Annotated in this window: 17 protein-coding genes; 15 read left to right on the top strand and 2 right to left on the bottom strand. The window is 71.4% G+C overall.

Annotated elements, in window-relative coordinates:
* The 15 genes from mreD to galE all read left to right on the top strand — a co-directional run bounded on the left by mreD (nt 1) and on the right by galE (nt 20,451).
* Complete coding sequence (gene mreD / locus OG247_RS15110) at nt 1-705, top strand: rod shape-determining protein MreD (protein ID WP_327252738.1); 705 nt, start codon at nt 1-3, stop codon at nt 703-705.
* Between the two features lie 13 nt (nt 706-718).
* On the top strand, nt 719-2,899 hold the full coding sequence (gene mrdA / locus OG247_RS15105) for a penicillin-binding protein 2 (RefSeq protein WP_327252737.1): 2,181 nt from the start codon (nt 719-721) through the stop codon (nt 2,897-2,899).
* A gap of 15 nt (nt 2,900-2,914) precedes the next feature.
* On the top strand, nt 2,915-4,117 hold the full coding sequence (gene rodA, locus OG247_RS15100) for a rod shape-determining protein RodA (protein ID WP_327252736.1): 1,203 nt from the start codon (nt 2,915-2,917) through the stop codon (nt 4,115-4,117).
* A gap of 159 nt (nt 4,118-4,276) precedes the next feature.
* Nucleotides 4,277-5,803: a CYTH and CHAD domain-containing protein gene (locus tag OG247_RS15095; RefSeq protein WP_327252735.1), complete on the top strand. Its 1,527-nt coding sequence runs from the start codon at nt 4,277-4,279 to the stop codon at nt 5,801-5,803.
* A 73-nt stretch (nt 5,804-5,876) separates the two neighbouring features.
* Nucleotides 5,877-7,802, top strand: a complete 1,926-nt coding sequence (locus OG247_RS15090; RefSeq protein WP_327252734.1) for a TIGR03960 family B12-binding radical SAM protein — start codon at nt 5,877-5,879, stop codon at nt 7,800-7,802.
* A gap of 167 nt (nt 7,803-7,969) precedes the next feature.
* Nucleotides 7,970-8,188, top strand: coding sequence for a type II toxin-antitoxin system VapB family antitoxin (locus OG247_RS15085; protein ID WP_327252733.1), 219 nt, complete (start codon nt 7,970-7,972; stop codon nt 8,186-8,188).
* Entirely contained in the window at nt 8,188-8,613 is a 426-nt protein-coding gene (locus OG247_RS15080) for a PIN domain nuclease (protein WP_327252732.1), read from the top strand. Before OG247_RS15085 ends, OG247_RS15080 begins: the two co-directional genes overlap by 1 nt.
* A 51-nt stretch (nt 8,614-8,664) precedes the next feature.
* Nucleotides 8,665-9,750, top strand: a complete 1,086-nt coding sequence (locus OG247_RS15075; protein WP_327252731.1) for a hypothetical protein — start codon at nt 8,665-8,667, stop codon at nt 9,748-9,750.
* 130 nt (nt 9,751-9,880) lie between these two features.
* On the top strand, nt 9,881-10,672 hold the full coding sequence (locus tag OG247_RS15070; RefSeq protein ID WP_327252730.1) for a TIGR03936 family radical SAM-associated protein: 792 nt from the start codon (nt 9,881-9,883) through the stop codon (nt 10,670-10,672).
* A gap of 244 nt (nt 10,673-10,916) precedes the next feature.
* Nucleotides 10,917-14,990, top strand: coding sequence for an Rne/Rng family ribonuclease (locus OG247_RS15065; RefSeq protein ID WP_327252729.1), 4,074 nt, complete (start codon nt 10,917-10,919; stop codon nt 14,988-14,990).
* 419 nt (nt 14,991-15,409) lie between these two features.
* Entirely contained in the window at nt 15,410-15,730 is a 321-nt protein-coding gene (gene rplU / locus OG247_RS15060; RefSeq protein WP_214950890.1) for a 50S ribosomal protein L21, read from the top strand.
* Between the two features lie 13 nt (nt 15,731-15,743).
* Complete coding sequence (gene rpmA, locus OG247_RS15055) at nt 15,744-15,998, top strand: 50S ribosomal protein L27 (protein WP_030013081.1); 255 nt, start codon at nt 15,744-15,746, stop codon at nt 15,996-15,998.
* 180 nt (nt 15,999-16,178) lie between these two features.
* Nucleotides 16,179-17,621, top strand: a complete 1,443-nt coding sequence (gene obgE / locus OG247_RS15050; RefSeq protein ID WP_327252728.1) for a GTPase ObgE — start codon at nt 16,179-16,181, stop codon at nt 17,619-17,621.
* Between the two features lie 131 nt (nt 17,622-17,752).
* On the top strand, nt 17,753-19,375 hold the full coding sequence (locus OG247_RS15045; protein ID WP_327252727.1) for a glycosyltransferase family 2 protein: 1,623 nt from the start codon (nt 17,753-17,755) through the stop codon (nt 19,373-19,375).
* A gap of 86 nt (nt 19,376-19,461) precedes the next feature.
* Nucleotides 19,462-20,451, top strand: coding sequence for a UDP-glucose 4-epimerase GalE (gene galE, locus OG247_RS15040; RefSeq protein WP_327252726.1), 990 nt, complete (start codon nt 19,462-19,464; stop codon nt 20,449-20,451).
* Nucleotides 20,452-20,515: 64 nt separating this feature from the next.
* Here the strand turns inward: galE and OG247_RS15035 are convergent, their stop codons facing one another.
* Both OG247_RS15035 and OG247_RS15030 read right to left on the bottom strand, forming a co-directional pair.
* A complete protein-coding gene (locus OG247_RS15035) occupies nt 20,516-21,712 on the bottom strand; it encodes a glycosyltransferase (protein ID WP_327252725.1) in 1,197 nt (398 codons plus the stop codon).
* Nucleotides 21,709-24,588: a bifunctional glycosyltransferase/CDP-glycerol:glycerophosphate glycerophosphotransferase gene (locus OG247_RS15030; RefSeq protein ID WP_327252724.1), complete on the bottom strand. Its 2,880-nt coding sequence runs from the start codon at nt 24,586-24,588 to the stop codon at nt 21,709-21,711. Before OG247_RS15030 ends, OG247_RS15035 begins: the two co-directional genes overlap by 4 nt.
* Nucleotides 24,589-24,697: the final 109 nt, after the last annotated feature.

The raw sequence follows: 24,697 nt of genomic DNA, 5'->3' as shown, positions 1-24,697 counted from the left end.
ATGCGTTTCAACCGGATCCTGCTCTCGGGCACGCTCGTCGTGGTCGCCCTCGTCGTCCAGGTCTCCATCCTGGGCCGCCTCCAACTCCCCGGAGCCGTCCCCGACCTGGTCCTCCTCACGGTCGTCGCCCTCGCCCTGGTGTACGGGTGCGTCAGCGGCGCCCTCATCGGCTTCGCCGCCGGCCTCCTCACCGACCTGGCCCCGCCCGCCGACCACGCCGCCGGCCGCTACGCGCTCGTGCTGTGCCTCATCGGCTACGTCGCCGGCCTGGTCCGCCCCGACACCGGGCGGTTCCGCTCCGCCTGGGGCCCGATGCTCACCGTCGTCGGCGCCGCCTTCGCCTCCACCCTGCTCTACGCGAGCGTCGGGGCCCTGGTCGGCGACACCGCCGCCCGCCACGTGGGGCTGACCGGACTGCTGTTCACCGCGGTCCTCTACGACCTGCTGCTCGCCCCCTTCACCGTGCCGTTCATCATGGCCCTGGCCCGCCGCGCGGAGAACGACCCGATGGCCGTCGAGGCCAACGGCGGCCCGCCCGCGGGCAAGGACATCGCCTCCGGCTGGCTGGCCGGCGGCACCGGGCTGCGGATCGGCAGCCAGCGCGGCGGCCTGCGGATGAAGACGGCCCGCAGCCGGGCCAACCGGGCCGGCCGGATAAAGGGCGTCAAGGGAATCAAGGGTGTGAAGAGCGTCAAGAAGCTGTGAGGGAGGAGTCCACGTGACCAACATTCCGGAGACCGGCCGTACCTCCCGGGTGCAGATCCGGCTCGTGATCATCCAGGTTCTCGTCTGCTCGATGTTCCTCACCCTCGGCGGCCGGCTCTGGTACCTCCAGATCCGCAACGGCGCCGAGTACTACCACGAGGCGAAGAGCAACCACGTCCAGCGGGTCGTCCAGCCCGCCGTGCGCGGGACGATCCTCGACGCCCGGGGCGTCGCCCTCGCCGACAACGAGACCCGTCTGGTCGTCTCCACCAGCCGCACCGCGCTGATGAAGATGAAGGACCGCGGCCAGGCCGTCATGACCCGTCTCGCCGGCGTCCTGGACATGACCCCCAAGGCGGTCATGGAGAAGGTCCGCCTCTGCGACTCCCAGACCCCGGCGCCCTGCTGGAACGGCTCCCCGTACCAGCCGATCCCGATCACCCTCGACGCCACCACGCAGCAGGCGCTGCAGCTGCGCGAACGCCCCGAGGAGTTCCCGGGCATCACCGCCGAGCCCGTCGCCGTCCGCCGCTACCCGGCCCCCGGCGGGGCCCGCACCTCGCAGGTGCTCGGCTACCTCTCGCCGGTCACCGACGAGGAGATCCAGAAGGCCAAGGACACCGACTCGCCACACCTGCGCTCCGATCAGGTCGGCCGCTCCGGGATCGAGCGCACGTACGACAAGTACCTGCGCGGCAAGGCGATGGTCACCTCCTACGAGGTGGACAACCTCGGCCGGGTCATGCACCAGACCGAGTCCGACGCGGGTGTGCCCGGGTCCACCCTCGTCACCAGCATCGACGCCCGGGTCCAGTCCGTCGCCGAGTACGAGCTCCAGCTGGCGATGAAGACGGTCCGCCAGGAGACCGACAAGATCACCGGCCGCAAGTACGAGGGCGACTCGGGCGCCGTCGTCGTCATGGAGACCAAGACCGGCCGGGTCGTCGCCATGGCCTCCCAGCCCGACTACGACCCCAACGCCTGGGTCGGCGGCATCGCCGCCAAGGACTACGCCAGTCTCACCAGCGATGCCTCCAACTACCCGCTGCTCAACCGGGCCATCCAGGGCCAGGCCCCCGCGGGCTCCATCTTCAAGGTGGTGTCGGCGAGCGCGGCCGTCCGGGCCGGATACGCCTTCGACGACAAGTACAACTGCAGCGCCTCCTACAGCATGGGCAACCGGAGCTTCGCGAACTTCGAGTCCAAGGGGCACGGCCCCATCACCCTCGGCGAGGCCCTCAAGTTCTCCTGCAACACCGTCTTCTACGCCCTCGGACACAAGGAGTGGCAGCGCGACGGCGGGCTCAAGCCCAAGAAGGACGCCCACGACTGGTTCTACCGGACCGCCCGCGAGTTCGGCCTCGGCTCCGAGACCGGGATCGACCTGCCCAACGAGGTCACCGGCCGCATCCCCGACCGCGGGTGGAAGCAGAGCTTCTGGGCGGCCAACAAGGGCTCCTGGTGCAAGCAGGGCAAGAAGGGCGGCACCTACGTCGAGCAGATCGCCTACGAGAGCTGCCTCGAAGGCAACCAGCTCAAGGCCTACGACAGCATCAACTTCGCCATCGGCCAGGGCGACGTCCTCGTCACCCCCATCCAGATGGCAACCGCCTACGCCGCCATCAGCAACGGGGGCACCCTCTTCGACCCCACGGTCGGCAAGGCCGTGATCAGCGCCGACGGCAAGCACGTCCAGATGATCAAGCCCAAGCCGCACGGCAGGCTGCCGATCGACGCCAAGACGGTCAAGGACCTCGACCACGGTCTGCGCATGGTCGTCGAGCCCGGCGGCACCGCCGCCTGGCGCTTCGGCGGCTGGCCGCTGGACAAGATCCCGATGCGTGCCAAGACCGGCACCGCCCAGGTCTACGGCAAGCAGACCACCTCGTGGCTGGCGACCTACACCGACGACTTCACCATCGTCATGACCATCTCCCAGGGAGGCACCGGCTCCGGAGCCTCCGGCCCCGCGGTCCGCAACATCTACAACGCCATCTACGGCCTCGACATGGCCGGCAACCAGGACCCGAAGAAGGCGCTCCTGCTGGGACCGGAGAAGAACCTGCCCAGGATCCGCCCCGACGGCGGCATCGATTCCCCCGAGATCCGGCCGTACGTACCGCCGTCCCCGGAAGAACTGGCGCCGCCCGCGCTTGCCGGACCGCCCGCCCAGCGCCCCGCGCAGCACGACTGAGTACCGAGGACCGACATGCAGACCGCCAACAAATTCTCCGTGGCCCGGTACGCGCCGGAGCAGCGGGGAGCGATGGCCAAACTCACCGCCCGCGACTCCGTGGTGCGCCGGCTCGACTGGCCGATACTCCTCTCGGCGCTCGCCCTCTCCCTCATCGGCGCCCTGCTGGTGTGGTCGGCGACCCGCAACCGGACCTCGCTGAACAACGGGGACCCGTACTACTTCCTCTTCCGGCACGCCATGAACACCGGCATCGGCCTCGTGCTGATGATCGGCACCATCTGGCTCGGCCACCGCACCCTGCGCGGCGCCGTACCGATCCTCTACGGGCTCTCCGTCGTCCTGATCCTCGCCGTGCTCACCCCGCTCGGCGCCACCATCAACGGCGCCCACGCCTGGATCGTGGTCGGCGGCGGCTTCTCGCTCCAGCCCTCCGAATTCGTCAAGATCACGATCATCCTGGTCATGGCGATGCTGCTGGCCACCCGGGTGGACGCGGGAGACCTCGCCCACCCCGACCACCGCACCGTCGTCAAGGCGCTCTGCCTGGCCGCCTTCCCCATGGGCATCATCATGCTGATGCCCGACCTCGGCTCCGTCATGGTCATGGTCGTCATCGTGCTCGGCGTCCTGCTGGCCTCCGGCGCCTCCAACCGCTGGGTCCTGGGCCTGCTCGGCTCGGGCGCCGGCGGGGCCATCCTGATCTGGCAGCTCGGCGTCCTCGACGAGTACCAGATCAACCGCTTCGCGGCCTTCGCCAACCCCGAGCTCGACCCGGCCGGCGTCGGCTACAACACCAACCAGGCGCGCATCGCCATCGGCTCCGGCGGCCTGACCGGCTCCGGGCTCTTCAAGGGCTCGCAGACCACCGGCCAGTTCGTGCCGGAACAGCAGACCGACTTCGTCTTCACGGTGGCGGGGGAGGAGCTGGGCTTCGTCGGAGCCGGGCTGATCCTGGTGCTGCTCGGGGTCATCCTGTGGCGCGCCTGCATGATCGCCCGCGAGACGACCGAGCTGTACGGCACGATCGTGTGCGCCGGAATCATCGCCTGGTTCGCCTTCCAGGCCTTCGAGAACATCGGCATGACCCTCGGGATCATGCCCGTGGCCGGGCTCCCGCTGCCGTTCGTGTCCTACGGAGGATCCTCGATGTTCGCCGTATGGGTGGCCATCGGGCTGCTCCAGTCGATCAGGGTGCAGCGGCCGCTGTCGGCTTGACGCGACGCGGGGGCGGCCCGGGGCGGGGCGGGGCGGCTTGGAGATCGCGTCGGCCCAGGGCCGTCCGGGTCGGCTTGATCCGTCGGTTCCCGGGCCCGTTTTCCGCCGCACCCGCCGTTTCCCTTCCCGCCGCGTTCCGTTCAGGACTACGTTCGATCCATGGCGGACACGAAGCGCGAGATCGAGCGCAAATTCGAGTTCAGGACCACCAAGGCCGGACGGCGCGGGGTACCCGACCTGACGGGCACGGCCGCCATCGCGGCCGTCACCGACCAGGGCACGGCCGAGCTCGACGCCGTCTACTACGACACCCCCGACCAGCGCCTCGCCGCCGACGGGCTCACCCTGCGCCGCCGCACCGGCGGCAAGGACGCCGGCTGGCACCTCAAACTGCCCGTCGCCCCCGGCGTGCGCGACGAGATCACCGCCCCCCTCGGCGACACCGTCCCGGACGCGCTGACCGCACTGCTGCGCTCCCGCATCCGCGACACCCCGCTGGAACCGCAGGTCAGGATCCTGTCCTCGCGCAAGCTCAGCCACCTCCTCGACGCCGACGGCGCCCTCCTCGCGGAGCTGTCCACCGACGCCGTGCGGGCCGAGCGCGCCGACGCCACCGCGGCCTGGACCGAGGTGGAGGTCGAGCTCGCCGACGGCGCCGACCCGGCGCTGCTCGACGCCGTGGAGAAGACCTTCCGCAAGGCCGGACTCCGGGTCAGCGACGCCCCGTCCAAGCTCGCCCGGGCGCTGACCGAGACCGGCGGGGAACCCCCGGCCCGGCCGGCCGGCCCCGACACCGGCCCCGCCGGGGACACGGTGGGCGCGCACGTGCTCGCGTACCTGCGCGAACAGCGCGACACCCTCATCGCCCAGGACCCCGCCGTACGCCGGGGCCTGCCCGACTCCGTCCACCAGATGCGGGTCGCCACCCGGCGGCTGCGCAGCGCCTTCAAGACCTACCGCCGGGTCCTGGACCCCGCCGAGACCGGCCCGATCGGCGAGGAGCTCCGCTGGCTCGCCGCCGAGCTCGGCGTGGACCGCGACCAGGAAGTACTGCTGGAGCGGATCCAGACCCGGCTCGACGAACTCCCGCGCACCCTGGTGCTGGGCCCGGTCCGCGGCCGCCTCAAGATCTGGAACGTCGCCCGCCGCACCGGCTCGCGCCGCGCGGCGCTGGCCGCGCTCGACAGCCGGCGCCACCTCGCCCTGCTCGACGCCCTCGACGCGCTGCTGGCCGACCCGCCCCTGCTGAAGGCCGCGGCCCGGCCCGCCGAGTCGGCCCTGCCCGCAGCGGTCCTCGCGGACTACGAACGCCTCGCCGGCCGCGTCGGGGGCGCTCTGTCCATGGACCCGGGCGAAGGCCGCGACCTGGCCCTGCACGAGGCCCGCAAGGCCGCGAAGCGCACGCGGTACGCGGCCGAGGCGGCGGCCCCGGCCCTCGGCAAACCCGCGCGCAAGCTGGCCAAGGCGGTGAAGGCCGTCCAGAGTCTGCTCGGCGACCACCAGGACGGGGTCGTCGCCCGGGAAGCCCTGCGCGGACTGGCGATCCAGGCGGCGGGCGCCGGGGAATCGGCCTTCACCTGGGGCGTGCTCTACGCCCGCGAGGAGGCCCTGGCCGAGCGCCGCGAGCGGGAGCTGCCACAGGTGTGGGCGGCGACCGAGGGGCCGGCGGCGGCGGTGCGCGGCTGATCTTGCGGGCGGGGGTGCTCCGGGCCCCGGGGTACGCTTGAGAGTCGCCCCCTGCCCGCTTCACGAAAGTCGCGTGATGACCGAGTCGGTCTTCCCTCAGCTTGAGGCCCTGCTTCCGCACGTCCAGAAGCCGATCCAGTACGTCGGCGGTGAGCTCAACTCCACGGTCAAGCCGTGGGAGAGCGCCGACGTCCGCTGGGCGCTGATGTACCCGGACGCGTACGAGGTCGGGCTCCCCAACCAGGGCGTCATGATCCTGTACGAGGTGCTCAACGAGCGCGAGGGCGTGCTCGCGGAGCGCACGTACAGCGTGTGGCCGGACCTCGAAGAGCTGATGCGCGAGCACAAGGTGCCGCAGTTCACCGTCGACTCCCACCGTCCGGTCGGGGCCTTCGACGTCTTCGGGCTCTCCTTCTCCACCGAGCTCGGCTACACCAACATGCTGACGGCGCTGGACCTCGCGGGCATCCCGCTGGAGGCGAAGAACCGTACGGTCGACCACCCCATCGTGCTCGCGGGCGGCCACGCGGCCTTCAACCCCGAGCCGATCGCGGAGTTCATCGACTGCGCGATCATCGGCGACGGCGAGCAGGCCGTCCTCGACATGACCGAGATCATCCGCGCGTGGAAGGCCGAGGGCCGCCCGGGCGGGCGCGAGGAGGTCCTCCTGCGCCTCGCGAAGACCGGCGGCGTCTACGTGCCGGGCTTCTACGACGTGGAGTACCTGCCCGACGGCCGCATCGGCCGCGTCGTCCCGAACCGCTCCGGCGTGCCGTGGCGCGTGTCCAAGCACACCGTCATGGACCTCGACGAGTGGCCCTACCCCAAGCAGCCCCTGGTCCCGCTCGCCGAGACCGTCCACGAGCGGATGTCCGTGGAGATCTTCCGCGGCTGCACCCGCGGCTGCCGCTTCTGCCAGGCCGGCATGATCACGCGCCCCGTACGGGAGCGAAGCATCACCGGCATCGGCGAAATGGTGGAGCGCGGCCTCAAGGCCACGGGCTTCGAAGAGGTCGGCCTCCTCTCCCTCTCCTCGGCGGACCACACCGAGATCGCGGACATCGCCAAGGGCCTGGCCGACCGCTACACGGACGACAAGGTGGGCCTGTCCCTCCCGTCGACCCGCGTGGACGCCTTCAACGTGGACCTGGCCAACGAGCTGACCCGCAACGGCCGCCGCTCCGGTCTGACCTTCGCCCCCGAGGGCGGCTCCGAGCGCATGCGCAAGGTCATCAACAAGATGGTCTCGGAAGAGGACCTGATCCGTACGGTCGCGACGGCCTACGGCAACGGCTGGCGCCAGGTGAAGCTGTACTTCATGGTCGGCCTGCCGACCGAGACCGACGAAGACGTGCTCCAGATCGGCGACATGGCGGTCAACGTCATCGCCAAGGGCCGCGAGGTCTCCGGGCAGAACGACATCCGCTGCACCGTCTCGATCGGCGGCTTCGTCCCCAAGCCGCACACGCCCTTCCAGTGGGCCCCGCAGTTGTCGGCCGAGGAGACGGACGCCCGCCTCGGCAAGCTCCGCGACAAGCTCCGCGGCGACAAGAAGTACGGCCGCTCCATCGGCTTCCGCTACCACGACGGCAAGCCCGGCATCGTCGAGGGCCTGCTGTCCCGCGGCGACCGCCGCATCGGCGACGTCATCCGCGCCGTGTACGAGTCGGGCGGCCGCTTCGACGGCTGGCGCGAGCACTTCTCGTACGACCGCTGGATGCAGGCGGCGGAGAAGACCCTCCCCGCCTACGGCGTCGACGTGGCCTGGTACACGACCCGCGAGCGCACCTACGAGGAGGTCCTCCCCTGGGACCACCTCGACTCCGGCCTGGACAAGGACTGGCTCTGGGAGGACTGGCAGGACGCCCTCGACGAAACCGAGGTCGAGGACTGCCGCTGGACCCCGTGCTTCGACTGCGGCGTGTGCCCTCAGCTCGACACCAGCATCCAGATCGGCCCGACGGGCAAGAAGCTGCTCCCGCTGTCGGTCGTGAAGTGACCTTCGGCTGAGGCCGTCCGGCCGCCCCTGTATATGCCCCCCACCGGGAACGGTGGGGGGCATATACATTCAACCGCCGGATAATCGTTCCTGCGGTTGACGCCTGCGGATATCCTTGAAGGGTGCCTGGGGGAATACTCCGGACTCGCTGCCAGGAGGTGGCCGGTATGGCCAAGACCGTGATCGACATCAACGAGGAAGCCCTCGCGCTCGCGATGGAAGCCCTCGGGACCACGACCAAGAAGGACACGGTCAACGCGGCGCTGGAGGAAATAGGGGCACGGCTCCGTCGTGAACGTGCGCTGGTGCAGCTCATCGCGCTCGCCGATGAGGGTGCGTTCGACGCGCTCACCGAGCCGGGCTTCGAAGACGAGGCCTGGCACTGATGGTCGCGCAGCAACACTTCTTGATCGATAAATCCGCGGCAGGCCGGATTCTTCGGCCGGGGGTCCGTGACGGCTGGGTCGAGACCCTCAAGGCCGGACGCATCTCGTTGTGTGAGCCGACCGAGTTCGAGATGCTCTTCTCGGCGCGCTCGGTGCAGGACTACAAGCGGACCAAGAGCCAGTTGCGGGACCTGTTCGGGTGGCGGCCCGTGCCCGAAGACGGCTGGCAACAGATCCTGGACCTGCAAGAGACCTTGGTGCACCGGGGCGCCCGTCGTTCTGCCAGCGGGATCGACCTGCTGGTCGCCGTGACTGCGCGGGCACACGGACTCACGGTGCTGCACTACGACCGTGACTTCGACACGATCGCAGGAGCCATTGAGCTCAGTGCGCAGTGGCTAGCGGAGCCGGGCTCCATCGACTGACGGACGGCCCTTTGGCGCAACGGTCTCGGGCCGTGGTGTGTCCTTAGCGGTATGGAACTGGAGAAGGCGCTGCCGGCGCCGCAGGGGGACGGCTGCCTGGTGGGGGTCGTGCGGATTCCCGTGAAGATCGTGGCGGTGCTGGTCGTGCTGCCCCTGCGGGTGGTCTGGGATCTGCTCGTCGCCTTCGCGCGGATGCTGAACCGGAGCGTCCTGGGGCCGCTGGGGCAGGGGTTGCGCTGGTTCTACGATCGGGCCGTGCTGCCGGTGCTGCGGGGAACCGGCTGGCTGATCGGGGCCCTGTTCAAGCTGGTCTTCTACTGGCCCTGGGCGGCTCTCTGGCGGTACGTCGTGTTCCCGGTGGGGCAGGCCGCGTACAGGTATCTGCTGCGGCCCGCCGGTGTGGGGATCCGGCGGTACCTGCTGGTCCCGCTCTGGGAGTACGGGCTGCTGCCCGCAGGCCGGGGCATCGCCCGGCTGCTGGCGGGCGCCGTCCGGTACCTGCTCGTGCTGCCGGTCGGCGCGCTCTACCGGTACGTCCTCACCCCCGCCGGGCACGGACTGCGGTGGCTGGCCCGGGGGTTCGCGGCCGGTGCGGCCTGGCTGGCGAAGGCGCTCTTCGTCTGGCCGTGGGTCGCGCTGTGGCGGTATCTCGTGCGGCCCGTGCTGGTGGGGGCGTGGCGGTACCTGCTGGCGCCGGTCGGTCGGGGGCTGTGGACGTACCTGCTCGTGCCGCTCTGGCAGCTGCTCGCCGGGGCCTGGCACCTCGCGGGGCGGGTGAGCCGCGCACTCGGGCGCGGGCTCGTGTGGCTGTGGCGATGGGCCGTCGTGCGGCCCGCCGGATGGCTGCGCCGGCACGTGGTCACCCCGGTCGGGAACGCCCTGCGCGCCGGGTGGGCCGTCGGCCGCCGGGGCGCCCGGTCGGTGCACCGGCAGGCGATCGCTCCCGTCGGCCACACCCTGCGCGCACTGTGGCAGACCTCCCGCCTCGCGGTGCGCGAGGTGCGGGACGACGTGCGGAAGGTGCTGTTCGGGGGGCCGGCTCGGGAACCGGGGAGGTCACGGGCGCGTACTCTGGGTAGTAACACAGCCGTAGGCGACGCGCCCGGCCCCGATGTCTCCCTGAACAAGCAGGGGTGAACCCGGCGGCCATCGGGCGCCGCCCGCAGGCCCCACAGACCTCAGGGCGACGCGCGAGCCGCGGAGCCCCGCACAAGGAGATGAACCACTGGGCAAGCGACAGCCCGAAGGCCCGCCTCCCGCACCGGTAGTGCAGCGCATCCGTCTGCGCTACACCAAGCGCGGCCGCCTCCGGTTCACCAGCCACCGGGACTTCCAGCGCGCCTTCGAGCGGGCCCTGCGCCGCTCCGAGGTGCCCATGGCGTACTCGGCGGGCTTCACCCCGCACCCGCGCGTCTCGTACGCGAACGCCGCCCCGACCGGGACCGGCAGCGAGGCCGAATACCTGGAGATCGCCCTCGCCGAGCCGCGCGACCCCGCGGTCCTGCGCGAGCTGCTCGACGAGTCGATGCCCGTCGGCCTCGACATCATCGACGCCGTGGAGGCGCACACCTCCGGTCTCGCCGACCGGCTGACGGCCTCCGTGTGGGAGCTGCGCCTGGACGGCGTGCAGCCCGGGGACGTGCGGAAGGCGGTCGAGGCCTTCCTCGCGGCCGAGACCGTGGAGGTCCAGCGCCGTACCAAGAACGGCATGCGGACCTTCGACACGCGCGGCGCCGTGGTCAGTCTGGAAGTGGTTCCGGTTACGGCCACCGCAGAGGCTGATAGGCCCCTGGACAATGCTTGTGCGATACTGCGCCTGGTTGTTCGGCATCTGACACCTGCCGTGCGACCCGACGACGTCCTGTCCGGTCTCCGAGCTGTGGCCGACCTAACGCCGCCGGTCCCCGCTGCGGTGACCAGGCTGGCGCAGGGGCTCTTCGACGAGGAGTCCGGCACGGTGACCGACCCGCTCGCGCCCGACCGCGAGGCTGTCACGACCGCCCCACCCACGGCGGCCGTAACCGCCGACGCGAAGGCGCCGGAAGGTCCCGCCGCGTAGGGATCGTCGTCGTCGCGCAGCCCTGGGACTCGGGAGCCACCTGGGTCGGGCCGCGCACAGACAGACCTGAAGACTTGAAGACTTCCGCCAGGCCGTACGGCTACCCGTACGGAACCGGCGGCCATTGAACTGAGCTCCCGTGTGGCGAACGCGCCCCGGAGGCCGGTTCCGCGCTCATTACGCGGAGCCGTGCCGGACCGGAAGTCAGCCGCGGCGCCCGGGAGCGTGACGGGAGAAACCCCGCATGCTCAACAACGAAAACGACAACACCGCCAACACCGCCGCCGACAGTGGCAGCCCGAGCGACAACCTGCCGCCGCGCAGGCGCCGGCGCGCCGCGTCCCGGCCGGCCGGCCCGCCCGGTGGCGCCGTAGCCGCCGCCGAGGCCGCTCCCGCGCCCGTGGTGGCCGCAGCTCCCGCCGAGGAGGCCGCCCCGGCCGCCGCCCCGGCCCGTACCCGTCGCCGTGCCACCCGCGCCGTGGCCGCCCCCGAGGCGCCCGCCGCCGAGGCCGTGGTCGAGGCCCCCGTGTCTGCCCCGGTCACTCCGGCCGCCGAGGTCGTCGAGGAGTCCGCAGCCCCGGCGCCGCGTGCCCGCCGCCGTGCCACTCGCGCCGTGGCCGCTCCCGAGGCGCCGGTCGCCGAGGCTCCCGTGGCCGCTCCGGTCGCCGAGGTCTTCGAGGAGCCCGCTGCTCCGGCCCCGCGTGCCCGTCGCCGTGCCACCCGCGCCGTGACCGCCCCCGAGGCCCCGGCCGCCGAGGCTCCCGTGGCCGCTCCGGTTGCTCCGGTCGCCGAGGTCGTCGAGGAGTCCGCAGCCCCGGCGCCGCGTGCCCGTCGCCGCGCGACCCGCGCCGTGACCGCTCCTGAGGCGCCGGTCGCCGAGGCTCCCGTGGCCGCTCCGGTCGCCGAGGTCGTCGAGGAGTCCGCTGCTCCGGCCCCGCGTGCCCGTCGCCGTGCCACCCGCGCCGTGACCGCCCCCGAGGCGCCCGCCGCGGAAGCCGCCGAGGCCGTCGTGGCCGAGGCTCCGGTCGCCGCCGCCAAGGCCACCGTCACCGTCGCCGACGCCGTGGACTCCCCGAAGCGCGGCGGCCGCCGCCGCGCCACCCGTTCCACCACCGCTCCGGCCGCCGCCGCGCAGCCAGTGGCTCCGATCGCCGAGGCCCCGGCCGCCGAGGCTCCGGCCGCCGAGGCTCCGGCCCGTGGCCGCCGCGCCGGGCGTCCCGCCGTCGCCGTGTTCCAGGCCCCGGTGTTCGCCGAGCCGATGTTCCAGACCCCGGAGACCGCGGCCATGATGGCCGCGGCCGCCGCTGCCGCCGCCCCGGCCGAGGAGGTCGAGGAGGAGGAGCTCGACCTCATCGAGGCCGAGGTCGAGGCCGCCCCCGCCCCGCAGCCGGCCGGCCGTCGCCGCCGCCGTGGCCGCGGAGCCGCCGCCGAGACCGCCGCGCCCGTGGCCCCGGCCGCCGCCGCGCCGTCCGGCCCGGTCACGCTGGCCGACGTAGAGCTGGTCGAGGAAGAGACCGAAACCGAGTCCGCCGAGCTCTACGAGGACGAGACCGACGAGTCGGGCGACCGCCCGTCGCGCCGTCGCCGCCGCGGTGGCCGTCGCCGTCGCCGCGGTGAGGCCGCCGACCTCGACGAGTCCGCCGAGGAAGAGGCCGAGGCCGAGTCCGCCGAAGAGGCCGAGTCCGCCGATGAGGGGGACACCGAGGACGCGGAGGACGACGAGGAGAACGGGGCCCTCGGCTCCAGCTCCAGCCGTCGTCGCCGGCGTCGTCGCCGTCGCAGCGGTGACGGCGGTACGGACGCCGACGCGGCCGAGGACGACGGTGTGCGCACGGTCGTCAAGGTCCGCGAGCCGCGCCCGGCCCGCGAGCGTGCGGAGTCCGTCGCCGGCTCCACCTCCTCCGACGAGGTCCAGTCCATCAAGGGCTCGACCCGCCTGGAGGCCAAGAAGCAGCGCCGCCGCGAGGGCCGCGAGCAGGGCCGCCGCCGCGTCCCGATCATCACCGAGGCCGAGTTCCTGGCCCGCCGCGAGGCCGTCGAGCGCGTGATGGTCGTCCGCCAGTCGGGCGAGCGCACCCAGATCGGCGTCCTCGAGGACAACGTGCTCGTCGAGCACTACGTCAACAAGGAAGAAGCCACCTCGTACGTCGGCAACGTCTACCTGGGCAAGGTCCAGAACGTGCTGCCGTCCATGGAGGCCGCCTTCATCGACATCGGCAAGGGCCGCAACGCGGTCCTGTACGCCGGTGAGGTCAACTTCGAGGCGCTCGGCATGGCCAACGGGCCGCGCCGCATCGAGGCAGCCCTCAAGTCCGGCCAGTCGGTCCTGGTGCAGGTCACCAAGGACCCGATCGGCCACAAGGGCGCCCGCCTGACCAGCCAGGTCTCGCTGCCCGGCCGCTACCTGGTCTACGTGCCCGAGGGCTCGATGACCGGCATCAGCCGCAAGCTGCCCGACACCGAGCGCGCGCGCCTGAAGACCATCCTCAAGAAGATCGTCCCCGAGGACGCGGGCGTCATCGTGCGCACCGCCGCCGAGGGCGCGAGCGAGGACGAGCTGCGCCGCGACGTCGAGCGCCTGCAGGCCCAGTGGGAGGACATCCAGAAGAAGTCGAAGCAGATCTCGACCTCTTCGCCGAGCCTCCTCTACGGCGAGCCGGACATGACCGTCCGCGTCGTGCGCGACATCTTCAACGAGGACTTCACCAAGGTCATCGTCAGCGGTGACAGCGCCTGGGAGACCATCCACGGCTACGTGAACCACGTGGCCCCGGACCTGGCCGACCGGCTGAAGCGCTGGACCTCCGAGGTGGACGTCTTCGCGACGTACCGGATCGACGAGCAGCTCGCCAAGGCGCTCGACCGCAAGGTGTGGCTGCCCTCGGGCGGTTCCCTCGTGATCGACAAGACCGAAGCGATGATCGTCATCGACGTCAACACCGGCAAGTTCACCGGTCAGGGCGGCAACCTCGAAGAGACCGTGACCAGGAACAACCTGGAGGCGGCCGAGGAGATCGTGCGCCAGCTGCGGCTGCGCGACCTCGGCGGCATCGTGGTCATCGACTTCATCGACATGGTCCTGGAGTCCAACCGCGACCTGGTCCTGCGGCGCATGCTGGAGTGCCTGGGCCGTGACCGCACCAAGCACCAGGTCGCCGAGGTGACCTCGCTGGGTCTGGTCCAGATGACCCGCAAGCGGGTGGGCCAGGGTCTGCTGGAGTCCTTCTCCGAGACCTGCGTCCACTGCAACGGCCGCGGCGTCATCGTGCACATGGAGACCCCGACCGTGGTCGGCGGCGGTGGCAACGGCAAGCGCTCCAAGCGCCGCGGCGGCCAGGCCGGACACGAGCACGACCACGAGATCGAGGCCGTGGACACCGCCGAGGGCGATGACTACGAGATCGAGACCGAGGCCGAGCTGGCTGCCGAGGTCGCCGCTCCCGTCGCACTGCCCGAGCCCTCCTTCGTCGCCGACGAGGAGCTCTACAGCAGCCCGGCCGAGGCCGAGGCCGCTGCCGGAGTGAGCGGGCGCCGCAACCGCCGCCGCGCCACCCGCAAGGCGACCGCTCCGGCGGGCGCCCCGCGCGGTGCGGCGACGGACCGTGCCCCGGCGGCCGCGGCCCCCGCGGCCCCCGTGGCCGAGCCCGAGCCGGTGGTCGAGGCCGAGGTGGAGCTCGTCGAGGTCGCCGAGCCCGAGGCTGTCGTCGCGGAGCCGGTCGTGGAGGAGGCCCCCAAGGGCCGTACCCGCCGCCGTGCCACCCGTAAGGCGACCGCTCCGGCGGGCGCCCCGGCCGAGGCCGTCCAGGCCCCGGAGCCGGTTGCCGAGGCCCCCGCGGCCCCGGTGGCCGAGCCGGAGCCCGAGGTCGTCGTCGAGCCCGAGCCGGTCGTCGTGGAGACCCCGGCCGAGCCCGTCGAGGCCGTAGAGGCCGCGCCGGCCCGTCCGCGTCGCCGTGCCACCCGCAAGGCCACCGCTCCGGCCGGTTCCCCGGCGGGCGCGGAGGCGGCCGTACTGGTCGTCGAGGCTCCGGCCGAGACGCCGGTGCAGACCCCGGCCGAGCCCGAGGCCGTCGTCGAGGAGGCCGCCCCGGCGGCTCCCGCCAAGAAGGCGGTCCGCAAGACGGCCGCCAAGAAGGCGACCACGACCGCGGCGAAGAAGGCCCCGGCCAAGAAGGCGGCGGCCGTGAAGAAGACCGCCGCCAAGAAGACGACGACGGCCAAGACCGCCGCGAAGAAGACGGTCGCGAAGCGGGCGACGAAGAAGACCGCGGCGGCGGAGCAGCAGACGCTGCCCTCCGTCTCGGCTCCGACCGAAGCCTGATCCGCGGATTCCGTTCCACCGGCCCCCGTCCGGCACCCCTTCGGTGCCGGGCGGGGGCTTTGGCCTTCAGAGCTGCGCGGAGCCGTGTTCACGGCCCTGCTGGGCGAGGGCCGGACCTGGCCGTCCAGGGCGGCCGGGAGGGCCCGTGCGGGGTGTCAGCGGCACCGTACGGGCGCTTCCGGCAGGCCCGGACGGTGGCCGCGCCCGTCTCCGAGGCCTCGTCGTGACCCCGGCGTGACCCCGGTTTGACCCCTCCGACCGGGCCCCGTAACCTAGGTCGCTGGCGTGTCTATGCGCACGCCAATCCACTGAGCACCTCACCTCCCGTACCGCCTCGCGGCTCGGGGGAGGCCGGCCTGCGGTTCCGCGGGGCCGGCTGGCTTCAGGGGTTCCCGAACTCGAGTGAGAGAGAGATCCGCGTGTACGCCATCGTGCGCAGCGGTGGTCGCCAGCACAAGGTTGCTGTCGGCGACATCGTTGAAGTTGACAAGATTCCCACTGCCAAGGTTGGCGACACGGTCGAGCTCTCGACCCTGCTCGTTGTCGACGGCGAAGCCGTGACCAGCGACCCGTGGGTCCTGGCCGGCATCAAGGTCCAGGCCGAGATCGTGGACCACCACAAGGGTGCCAAGATCGACATCCTTCGGTACAAGAACAAGACCGGCTACCGCCGTCGCCAGGGTCACCGCCAGCAGTACACGGCGATCAAGGTCACCGGTATCCCCGCGGCTGCGAAGTAAGAGGGACTGAGACATGGCACACAAGAAGGGCGCATCGTCCACCCGGAACGGGCGCGATTCCAACGCTCAGCGGCTCGGCGTGAAGCGCTTCGGCGGTCAGGTCGTTTCCGCTGGTGAGATCCTCGTCCGCCAGCGCGGCACCCACTTCCACCCGGGTTCGGGTGTCGGTCGTGGTGGCGACGACACGCTGTTCGCGCTGCAGGCCGGTTCGGTCGAGTTCGGCACGCACCGTGGCCGCAAGGTCGTCAACATCGTTCCGGCTGCCTGATTTCAGCTCCTGCTGAATCGGTAGTCCGAAGCATCCCGAGGGCGGATCTCAACTCTTCCCGGCGCGAGCCGGGAAGAGAGGTCCGCCCTCGGCGCGTTGTCACATAGACACGTTTAATGGGTAGCAAGGCCTACCCCCCGGGCTTTCCGGGATATTCCCGCTGTATCTGGAGGAACAACCATGACCACCTTCGTGGACCGCGTCGAGCTGCACGTCGCCGCGGGTAACGGGGGCCACGGCTGCGCCTCCGTTCACCGGGAGAAGTTCAAGCCGCTCGGCGGCCCCGATGGCGGCAACGGCGGCCGTGGCGGCGACGTCATCCTGGTGGTGGAGCAGTCGATCACCACCCTGCTGGAGTACCACCACAGCCCCCACCGCAAGGCCACCAACGGCAAGCCCGGCGCGGGCGACAACCGTTCCGGCAAGGACGGCGAGGACATGATCCTGCCGGTGCCGGACGGCACCGTCGTCCTCGACAAGGAGGGCAACGTCCTCGCCGACCTCGTCGGCCAGGGCACCACCTACGTGGCCGCCGAGGGCGGCCGCGGCGGCCTCGGCAACGCGGCGCTCTCCTCCGCCCGCCGCAAGGCGCCCGGCTTCGCGCTCCTCGGCGTACCCGGCACCGGCGGCGACGTCGTCCTGGAGCTCAAGACCGTCGCCGACGTGGCGCTGGTCGGCTTCCCGAGCGCCGGCAAGTCCTCGCTGATCTCGGTGCTCTCCGCGGCCAAGCCGAAGATCGCCGACTACCCCTTCACCACCCTCGTCCCGAACCTGGGCGTCGTCACCGCCGGCTCGACGGTCTACACGATCGCCGACGTCCCGGGCCTCATCCCCGGCGCCAGCCAGGGCAAGGGCCTCGGCCTGGAGTTCCTGCGCCACGTCGAGCGCTGCTCGATCCTCGTGCACGTCCTGGACACCGCCACCCTGGAGTCCGACCGCGACCCGCTCGCCGACCTCGACGCCATCGAGGAGGAGCTGAAGCTCTACGGCGGCGGCCTGGAGAAGCGTCCGCGCCTCGTCGTCCTCAACAAGGTCGACATCCCCGACGGCCAGGACCTCGCCGACATCGTCCGCCCGGACCTCGAGGCCCGCGGCTACAAGGTCTTCGAGGTCTCCGCGGTCTCCCGTACGGGTCTCAAGGAGCTGTCCTACTTCCTCGCCGAGGTCATCGCGAAGTTCCGCGCCCGTACGCCGAAGCAGGAGGCGACCCGCATCGTCATCCGTCCGAAGGCCGTGGACGACTCGGGCTTCACCATCGCCTACGACGAGGCGGAGGACGTGTACCGCGTGCGCGGCGAGAAGCCGGAGCGCTGGGTCCGCCAGACCGACTTCAACATCGACGAGGCCGTCGGCTACCTCGCCGACCGGCTCAACCGCCTCGGTGTCGAGGCGGCGCTGAAGAAGGCCGGTGCCCGTGCGGGTGACGGCGTCGCCATCGGTTCCGACGAGAACGCGGTCGTGTTCGACTGGGAGCCGACCATGATGGCCGGCGCCGAGATGCTGGGCCGCCGCGGTGAGGACCACCGTCTGGAGGCGCCGCGTCCGGCGACCACGCGCCGCAAGGAGAAGGAAGCCGAGCGGGATTCCGCCCAGAAGGAATACGACGAGTTCCGTCCCTTCTGACAGGCCCCGTAGCCAAGGGCGACGGCCGGGTCTCCGGCCGTCGTCACAGGCACGTCACAGGATTCCGGTTATCCCCCGTTCGGGTGGCCCGTCTTAAGGCCGCGTTTACCCAGGTGGCCTAGGATCCATGGGTGACGAGCACCCATACCCCCACAGTCGCCGTCGTCGTGATCGCGTACAACGACGCCGAGCTCGTCGGTCAGGCCGTCTCCTCGGCGCTCGCCCAGGGGCCGGTGGTCGCCGAGGTCATCGCCGTCAACGACGCGTCCAGCGACGGCACCGCCCGGGTGCTGGACGAGCTGGCGGCCGTTCACCCCCGCGTGAAGGTCGTGCACCGCACGGAGAACAGCGGCGGCTGCGGCACCCCCCGCAACGACGGCATCGCGGTCGCGACCGCCCCGTACGTCATGTTCCTGGACAGCGACGACGTCCTGCCCGCCGGGGCGATCGACGCCCTGGTGCGCGCGGCCGGCGAGCACCGGTCGCCGGTCACGGTCGGCTCCTGCGTCCGCCGCGAACTGCCCGAGAGCCGCGACGTGCCCTGGGTGCCCGGTCTGTACACGCCCGGCGAGGTCATCGACCGCCCGGCGGACCGGCCGGAGCTGGTCCGCGACACCCTCTGCGTCAACAAGCTGTACGAGCGGGCCTTCCTGGACATGTACGGGATCCGCTTCCCGGACGGCCGGTTCATCTACGAGGACTTCGTGTTCACCGCCCGCGTGCTGGCGGCCCGCCCCCGCATCGCGGTGATCGGCGACCTCGTCTACGTGTGGCACGTACGGCGCAACGCCGCCCAGGTCTCCATCTCCCTGGACCGCAAGGACGTCGGCAACTGGAGTGCCCGCGTGGAGGCCCACCGGGTGGCCTCCCGCCTCATGGCCGACTCCTCGCCCGAGCTGGGCCGGGCCTGCCAGGTCAAGTTCCTGGAGTACGACCTGCGCATGTACCTGCGCGAGCTCGGCCAGGACCCCGACTACCAGGCCGCCTGGTGGACGCTGACCCGTGACTACGTCGCCGGGTTCTCCGAAGCCGACATCGAGGCCTCCGGGGCGCACGCCCGCTGGATCGTCCGGGTGCTGCTCGCCACCGAGGCGCCGCCCGCCCCCGCCGACCTGCTGCGGCTGACCCGCTTCGCCGCCGACCCGCCCCGCCTGCTGCCCCCGTACGCGACCGGCCCCTCCGGAGCGCCGGTCTGGAGCGAATCGCTCCCGGTGGAGCTGGACGGGCTGGACAAGCTGCAGACGGCCGAGCTGCCCCTCACCATCGATGCCGAGCCGAGCGGCTTCGCCGGGCTCCGGATCCGGGTGAACGACCTGTACGGGCGGCTCGCCGCGGCCGGCCCGCGCACCATTCAGCTGCGTTTTCAGCCCCGGGGCGACCTGGGCGAGCTGCTGGTCGCCGAGCCGGTGGAGCTGGTCCCCGCCGCGGACGGCGACGGGTGGACCGCGGAGCTGCCCTTCCGGCTCACCACGCTGGCGAGCCTCGGACGGGGCGAGGGCCGGCGGGGCCTGCAGGCGTGGGACGTGAAGCTGAGCGTGGAGTGCGCCGACGGGAGCTCCGTCCTCACCTCCCCGCGCCCCCTGCGCCGCCTGCTCCACCGGCGGGTGCTGCCCAGCAGCCGGTACGGTGTGCTGTTGGCGCAGCCCTACCGCACGACCGGGGGATCGCTCGCGCTGAGGCTCGCGCCCGGTGCCACGGGCGTCATGAGCCTGGCCCGCCACCGGTTCAACCGGGCCCGCATAGTCCGCGGCTAGAGCGGGACCCGGCCGCTCCGGCAGCCGGGACCGGAAGCCGGTCGAGAGCCGGACGAGAAGCACGAAAGAGAACTGAGGAGACACGCATGACGTTTCTGATCACTGGTGGTGCCGGTTACATCGGGGCGCACGTCGTCCGCGCGATGCTGCTTGCGGGTGAGGAGGTCGTGGTGCTGGACGACCTCTCCACCGGCAACGCCGACCGCGTCCCGGAGGGTGTCCCGCTGGTGGTCGGTTCCGTGCTCGACCGGCAGGTCCTGGACGAGACCTTCGCCCGGCACCGGATCACCGGCGTGGTCCACCTCGCGGGCAAGAAGCAGGTCGGCGAGTCCGTCGAGAAGCCGCTGCACTACTACGAGGAGAACGTGGGCGGCCTCACCGTCCTGCTCCAGGCCGTCGCCGCCGCGGGCGTGCGCAACTTCCTCTTCTCCTCCTCCGCCTCCGTGTACGGGATGCCGGACGTGGACCTCGTCACCGAGGACACCCCGTGCCTGCCGCTGAGCCCCTACGGCGAGACGAAGCTGGCGGGCGAATGGCTGGTCCGCGCCGCGGGCAAGGCACACGGCATCTCCACCGCGTGCCTGCGCTACTTCAACGTGGCCGGCGCCGCGACCCCCGAGCTCGCCGACACCGGTGTCTTCAACCTGGTCCCGATGATCTTCGAGCGGTTCGACAAGGGCGAGGGCGCCCGGATCTTCGGCGACGACTACGCGACCCCGGACGGCACCTGCATCCGCGATTACATCCACGTCGCCGACCTCGCGGAGGCCCACGTGGTGGCCGCCCGCAAGCTCGTCGAATGGGGCGCGCAGGGCGAGTACAAGGACCTCACCGTCAACATCGGCCGCGGCGAGGGCGTCTCCGTCCGCGAAATGGTCGAGCTGGTGAACGAGGCCACCGGGCACACCGACCCCGCCTACGCGCCCGCGGTCTCCCCGCGCCGCGCCGGCGACCCGGCGAAGGTCGTCGCCTCCGCCGACCGGATCTCGGCGGAGCTGGGCTGGAAGGCCCGCCACGACGTGCGCGAGATGATCACCTCGGCCTGGGAGGGCTGGGAGTCCCACCGCAAGGCCTGAAACAGGGAGAACGTACGAAGCCGCCCGCCCCGGTCGATTCCGGGGCGGGCGGCTTCTGTCGTGCTCAGCGCTCCAGGAAGGAGAACAGCTCTTCCCACCGGTCGGTGATCTCGACGCTGGAGAACCGCTGCACATTGTGGAAGGCGGCGTCGCCGAGCCGGTCGCGCAGCTCGCGGCCCGCCATCAGCCGGTCCAGCTGTCCGCCGAGCTCCATCGTGTTGCCGAGCCGGGCCAGCAGCCCGTCCTCGCCGTGCGTCACGATCTCCCGGACGCCCGGCGCGCAGTCGAAGGCGGCCACCGGCACGCCCGCAGCCATCGCCTCCAGCAGCGTGATCGGGAACCCTTCGGCGCGTGAGGCCTGAGCGAAGACGGAGGCTCCGTTCAGCGCGCCCAGCACGTCGCTGGTGCTGCCCATCCACTCCACGGAGTCCTCCAGGCCCAGCCCGGCGGCGTGCGCCCGCAGGGTCGCCTCCTCCACGCCGGCCCCGTAGATCCGCAGGACCCAGCCGGGGTGGTGCGGGGCGGCGTCCGCCCACGCGTCGAGCAGCAGATCCACGCCCTTCTCGAAGGCGAGGCGGCCGACGCTCGCCACGACCTTCTCGGTGCGCGGGGCGGGGGAGTCGGGCATGAACGGCAGCGGGTTCGGCATGCTGGAGACGTTCTCCATGCCCGAGCGGATCCAGAGGTCCGCGTCCTCGGGGGTCAGCACGAGCATGCGGTCGACCTCCCGGTAGTACCGGCGGACCCGCTGGCCCCGGGAGGACTTGTTGCTGGCCTCGAAGGACTCGTGGCTCATGCCGATGAGCGTGCAGCCCTTGGTGTCGGCGAGGGCCACCCACTCCATCGCCCAGACCTGTGTGACGATCACCACGGCGCCGGGGCGGGCCGCTTGCATCAGCTCGCCCAGCCGGTCCGCCTTGGCCTGCATCGTCGCCCGGCGGGCCGCCTGGCGGCGCCGTTCGGGCGCGTTGAGCCGGCCCTTGATGCCGTGCAGCGCGCGGGCCGCCGCCGGGTGGGAGTCGTACAGCGTGGTCACCGCGTAGGGAAGGTCCGCCGGGAGCTGCTGGCGGAGCTCCTCGGCGACGGGGGTGATGCCGATGACGTGGACCCGGTGTCCGCGGTCGCTGAACAGCCTGGCCATCTGGTGCGACCAGGTGGTCACGCCACCGAGCTCGTCCACGCTGTTGGAGACGAGGAAGATGTCACGACCGCCGGCGGCCTCGCCGGGGCTCTGCGGTGCGGTGGAAGTCTGCTGGCTCACTTGCCGCTCCTGGTGAAGAACTTCTCGACGATCCGGCGGGCCGCGTCCCCGCGGTCGTACTCGCCGAACTCGGCGAGGAAACGCTGGCGCGCCTCGGCGTACTTGGCATCCGCCTCGTCGAAGGCGGCGAGGGCCTGGAGCAGCTCGTCCGCGGTGGCGACCACCGGGCCCGGGGCCTTCTCCTTGAGGTCGAAGTACGTGCCGCGGATGTCGTTCGCGTACTTCTCGTAGTCGTACGCGAAGAACAGCATCGGCCGGTCCAGGACCGCGTAGTCGAACATCACGGACGAGTAGTCGGTGATCAGCCCGTCGGCGAGCGCCAGCAGCGGTGTGATGTCGTGGTGGCGGGACACGTCGATGACCCGGCCCGCGACCGACGGCGGCAGCGTGACGTTGTTGAGGTAGTGGGTGCGCACCAGCAGCGTGAAGCGGTCGCCGAGCCGGTCGGCGAACTCCTCCACGTCGAAGGGGAACTTGAAGCCCTCCACCGTGCCGTCCGCCTTCGCCCGGAAGGTCGGCGCGTACAGCAGCACCTTCTTCTCCGGGTCGATCCCGAACTCGCCCGCCAGGGCGCCTCGGACCCGCTCGCCACTGTTCGCCTCGGCACGGTGGGCCGCGACCAGGGCGTCGTTGCGCGGGTAGCCGGTACGCAGCAGCACCTCGTCACGCAGCCGGAAACCCTTGGCGAGGGTGCGGGCGTCGTGCTCGGAGCGGATCAGGAAGTGGTCGAAGCGGTCGATGGCCGCCTGGAAGCGGCCCTGGCCGGCACGGTCCTGCGCCTTGGTGCGGGGCTCGTGGAAGCCCATGCGCTTGAGCGCCGAGCCGTGCCAGGTCTGGATGTACGTGGTCCCGGGGCGCTTGGTCAGCGCCAGCGGGAAGCCCTGGTTGTCGATCCAGTACTCGGCCTGCGCCAGCGCCCGCAGGTAGGCCCAGCTCCAGCGCCGCACCAGGGTGGCCTCCGGGGGGAAGCCGGTGGGCTTGGCGCCCGCGTAGGACCAGATCGCCTCGATCTGAGCGCCGGAGCGCACCAGCTCCTCGTAGATCGCCCGCGGGCTGTCGCTGTACTGCTTGCCCATGTGGCTCTCGAAGACGACCGTGCCCTTCTTGATGGGCAGCTTCGAGAAGACCTCGTGGTAGACCTTCACCTTCTGCTCGCCCGAGCCGAAGTTGCGCCGTGCCCGCAGGGCCTTGCGAAGGCTCCGCTTGACCATTCCGGCGGCCTTGCCGTGCATCGCGCCGTCGATCAGCGTCTGGGTGCGCACGGCGGCGGCGCCCTCGGCGGTCAGGACGTAGGAGAGGTTGCCCTTCTTGGTCATCTCCGGCTCGAAGCGGTCGGAGACCAGCCGGGTCAGCCTCGGGCGCACGCGCAGCCGGGCCGCCTTCTCCAGGTCGGCCCCGCCGACGGAGACGCGGGTGGTGAGCCGGTCGGGGCCGGCCGTCAGCTTCAGGCGTACGTCCCAGACCGCGTCGATGATGCCGAGCGGGCGGACGGTGCTGCCGATGTCGGCCGTGGTCTGCCACTCGATCGTGTCGCCGGCGTGCCGAACGGTTGCCACCGGGAAGCTGAAGGAGCGGACGCCGATCTGACGGCGGGCGCGGAACTCCAGCGAGGCCTTCAGCTCCACGTCCGGGCGGATCCGGCCGAGCGGGTTCACCACGGCACCCGACAGGGTCACGGTGCCGCGGCCGTCGTCCTCGTACGCGGTCAGGCGGTTGCCCAGCGTGAGGGAGGAGAGCGGCGCACCGGCGTAGGGCTGGTTGGTGACGTCCAGTATCCGGCGGGCCGTCTCGGCGTCGGGGCCGTCGATGTGCTGTTCGCACCAGTAGACGCGCCCGTACCGCTCGGCGAGCGGGGAGGTGAGCCGGCCCTGGTTGGTCATGGCGTCGGCGGCGGGCAGGAGGTTGTCCCAGTCCTCCTTGCCGAGCAGGTAGGCGCAGATGGCCTGGAGGTTGCTGACGCTGTCGTACGCGGCCGGGTCGATGCCGGCCAGATAGCCGTTGGCGAGCCGGGCGAACTCCTGGCGGTAGGCGTCATCGAGCAGGGGCAGGTCCCGCAGGTGGAGCACCAGGTCGTGCTTGAGGAACTTGATGTCCTTCGCGGACTTGATCTCCGCGTGGCCCCTGGCCGCCAGCAGTTCGTCGACGCGGCGGTGGATCTCCATCCGGTGGACGAAGTTCTCGATCTCGTGGCGCCGGTTGCTGATCGACTTCGCCGAGGCCTTCTCGATCACGTTCCAGTAGTAAACGTGGTTCGGGATGAGCGTGATGCGGCGGGCGGCGACGTAGGCCTGTGCGGAGAAGAGCAGGTCCTCGTAGTGGATGCCGACCGGGAACTCGAGGCCCTGCTCCAGCAGGAACGCGCGCCGGTAGCACTTGTTCGTGGAGAGGGTGTCGTAGACCAGCAGGTCGGGGTACTCGGTGATCGACTCGAGCGTGCGGGTGCGCGAGTAGATCCACGGATACCACTCGGTGGTCTTGCCCGAACGGCTGTCGAGGTGGACCCTGACGCACATGCCCGAAACCAGGTCGGACCCGGTCCGCTCGGCGGCGTCCAGCATGTTGCGGCAGGCGTTGCGTTCCAGTACGTCATCGCTGTCCAGGAACATGACGTACGTTCCGGTGGCCTGCTGGATGCCGTGATTGCGCGGGGCGCCGCAGCCCCCGCTGTTCTCCGGCAGCTGGAAGGCGCGCACCCTCCCCGGATGCGCGGTCTCGAGCTTCTGGGCGACCGCGTAGGACCCGTCCTTGCTGCAGTCGTCGACGATCACGACTTCGACCCCGTGCAGGGTCTGGTCCAACACCGACTGGACTGCTGCCGGAAGACGCTCTGCGTCGTTGTAGACGATGACGACCACGGAGACGTCAGGCACGTGCACCTCGATCCCTCTGTTTCATTGCGCTTATCCCGTTAAAGCTACCGTGTGCCGCACTCACCCCCGGCAGCGCTCCCACCGGCGTGCATACTTCTATGAGAGGTGAGTGGCA

This window comes from Streptomyces sp. NBC_01244 (genome assembly GCF_035987325.1).
Taxonomy (GTDB): Bacteria; Actinomycetota; Actinomycetes; order Streptomycetales; family Streptomycetaceae; genus Streptomyces.
The sequence above is the reverse complement of the archived record's forward strand: the minus strand, read 5'-3'. Positions and strand labels throughout refer to the sequence as shown.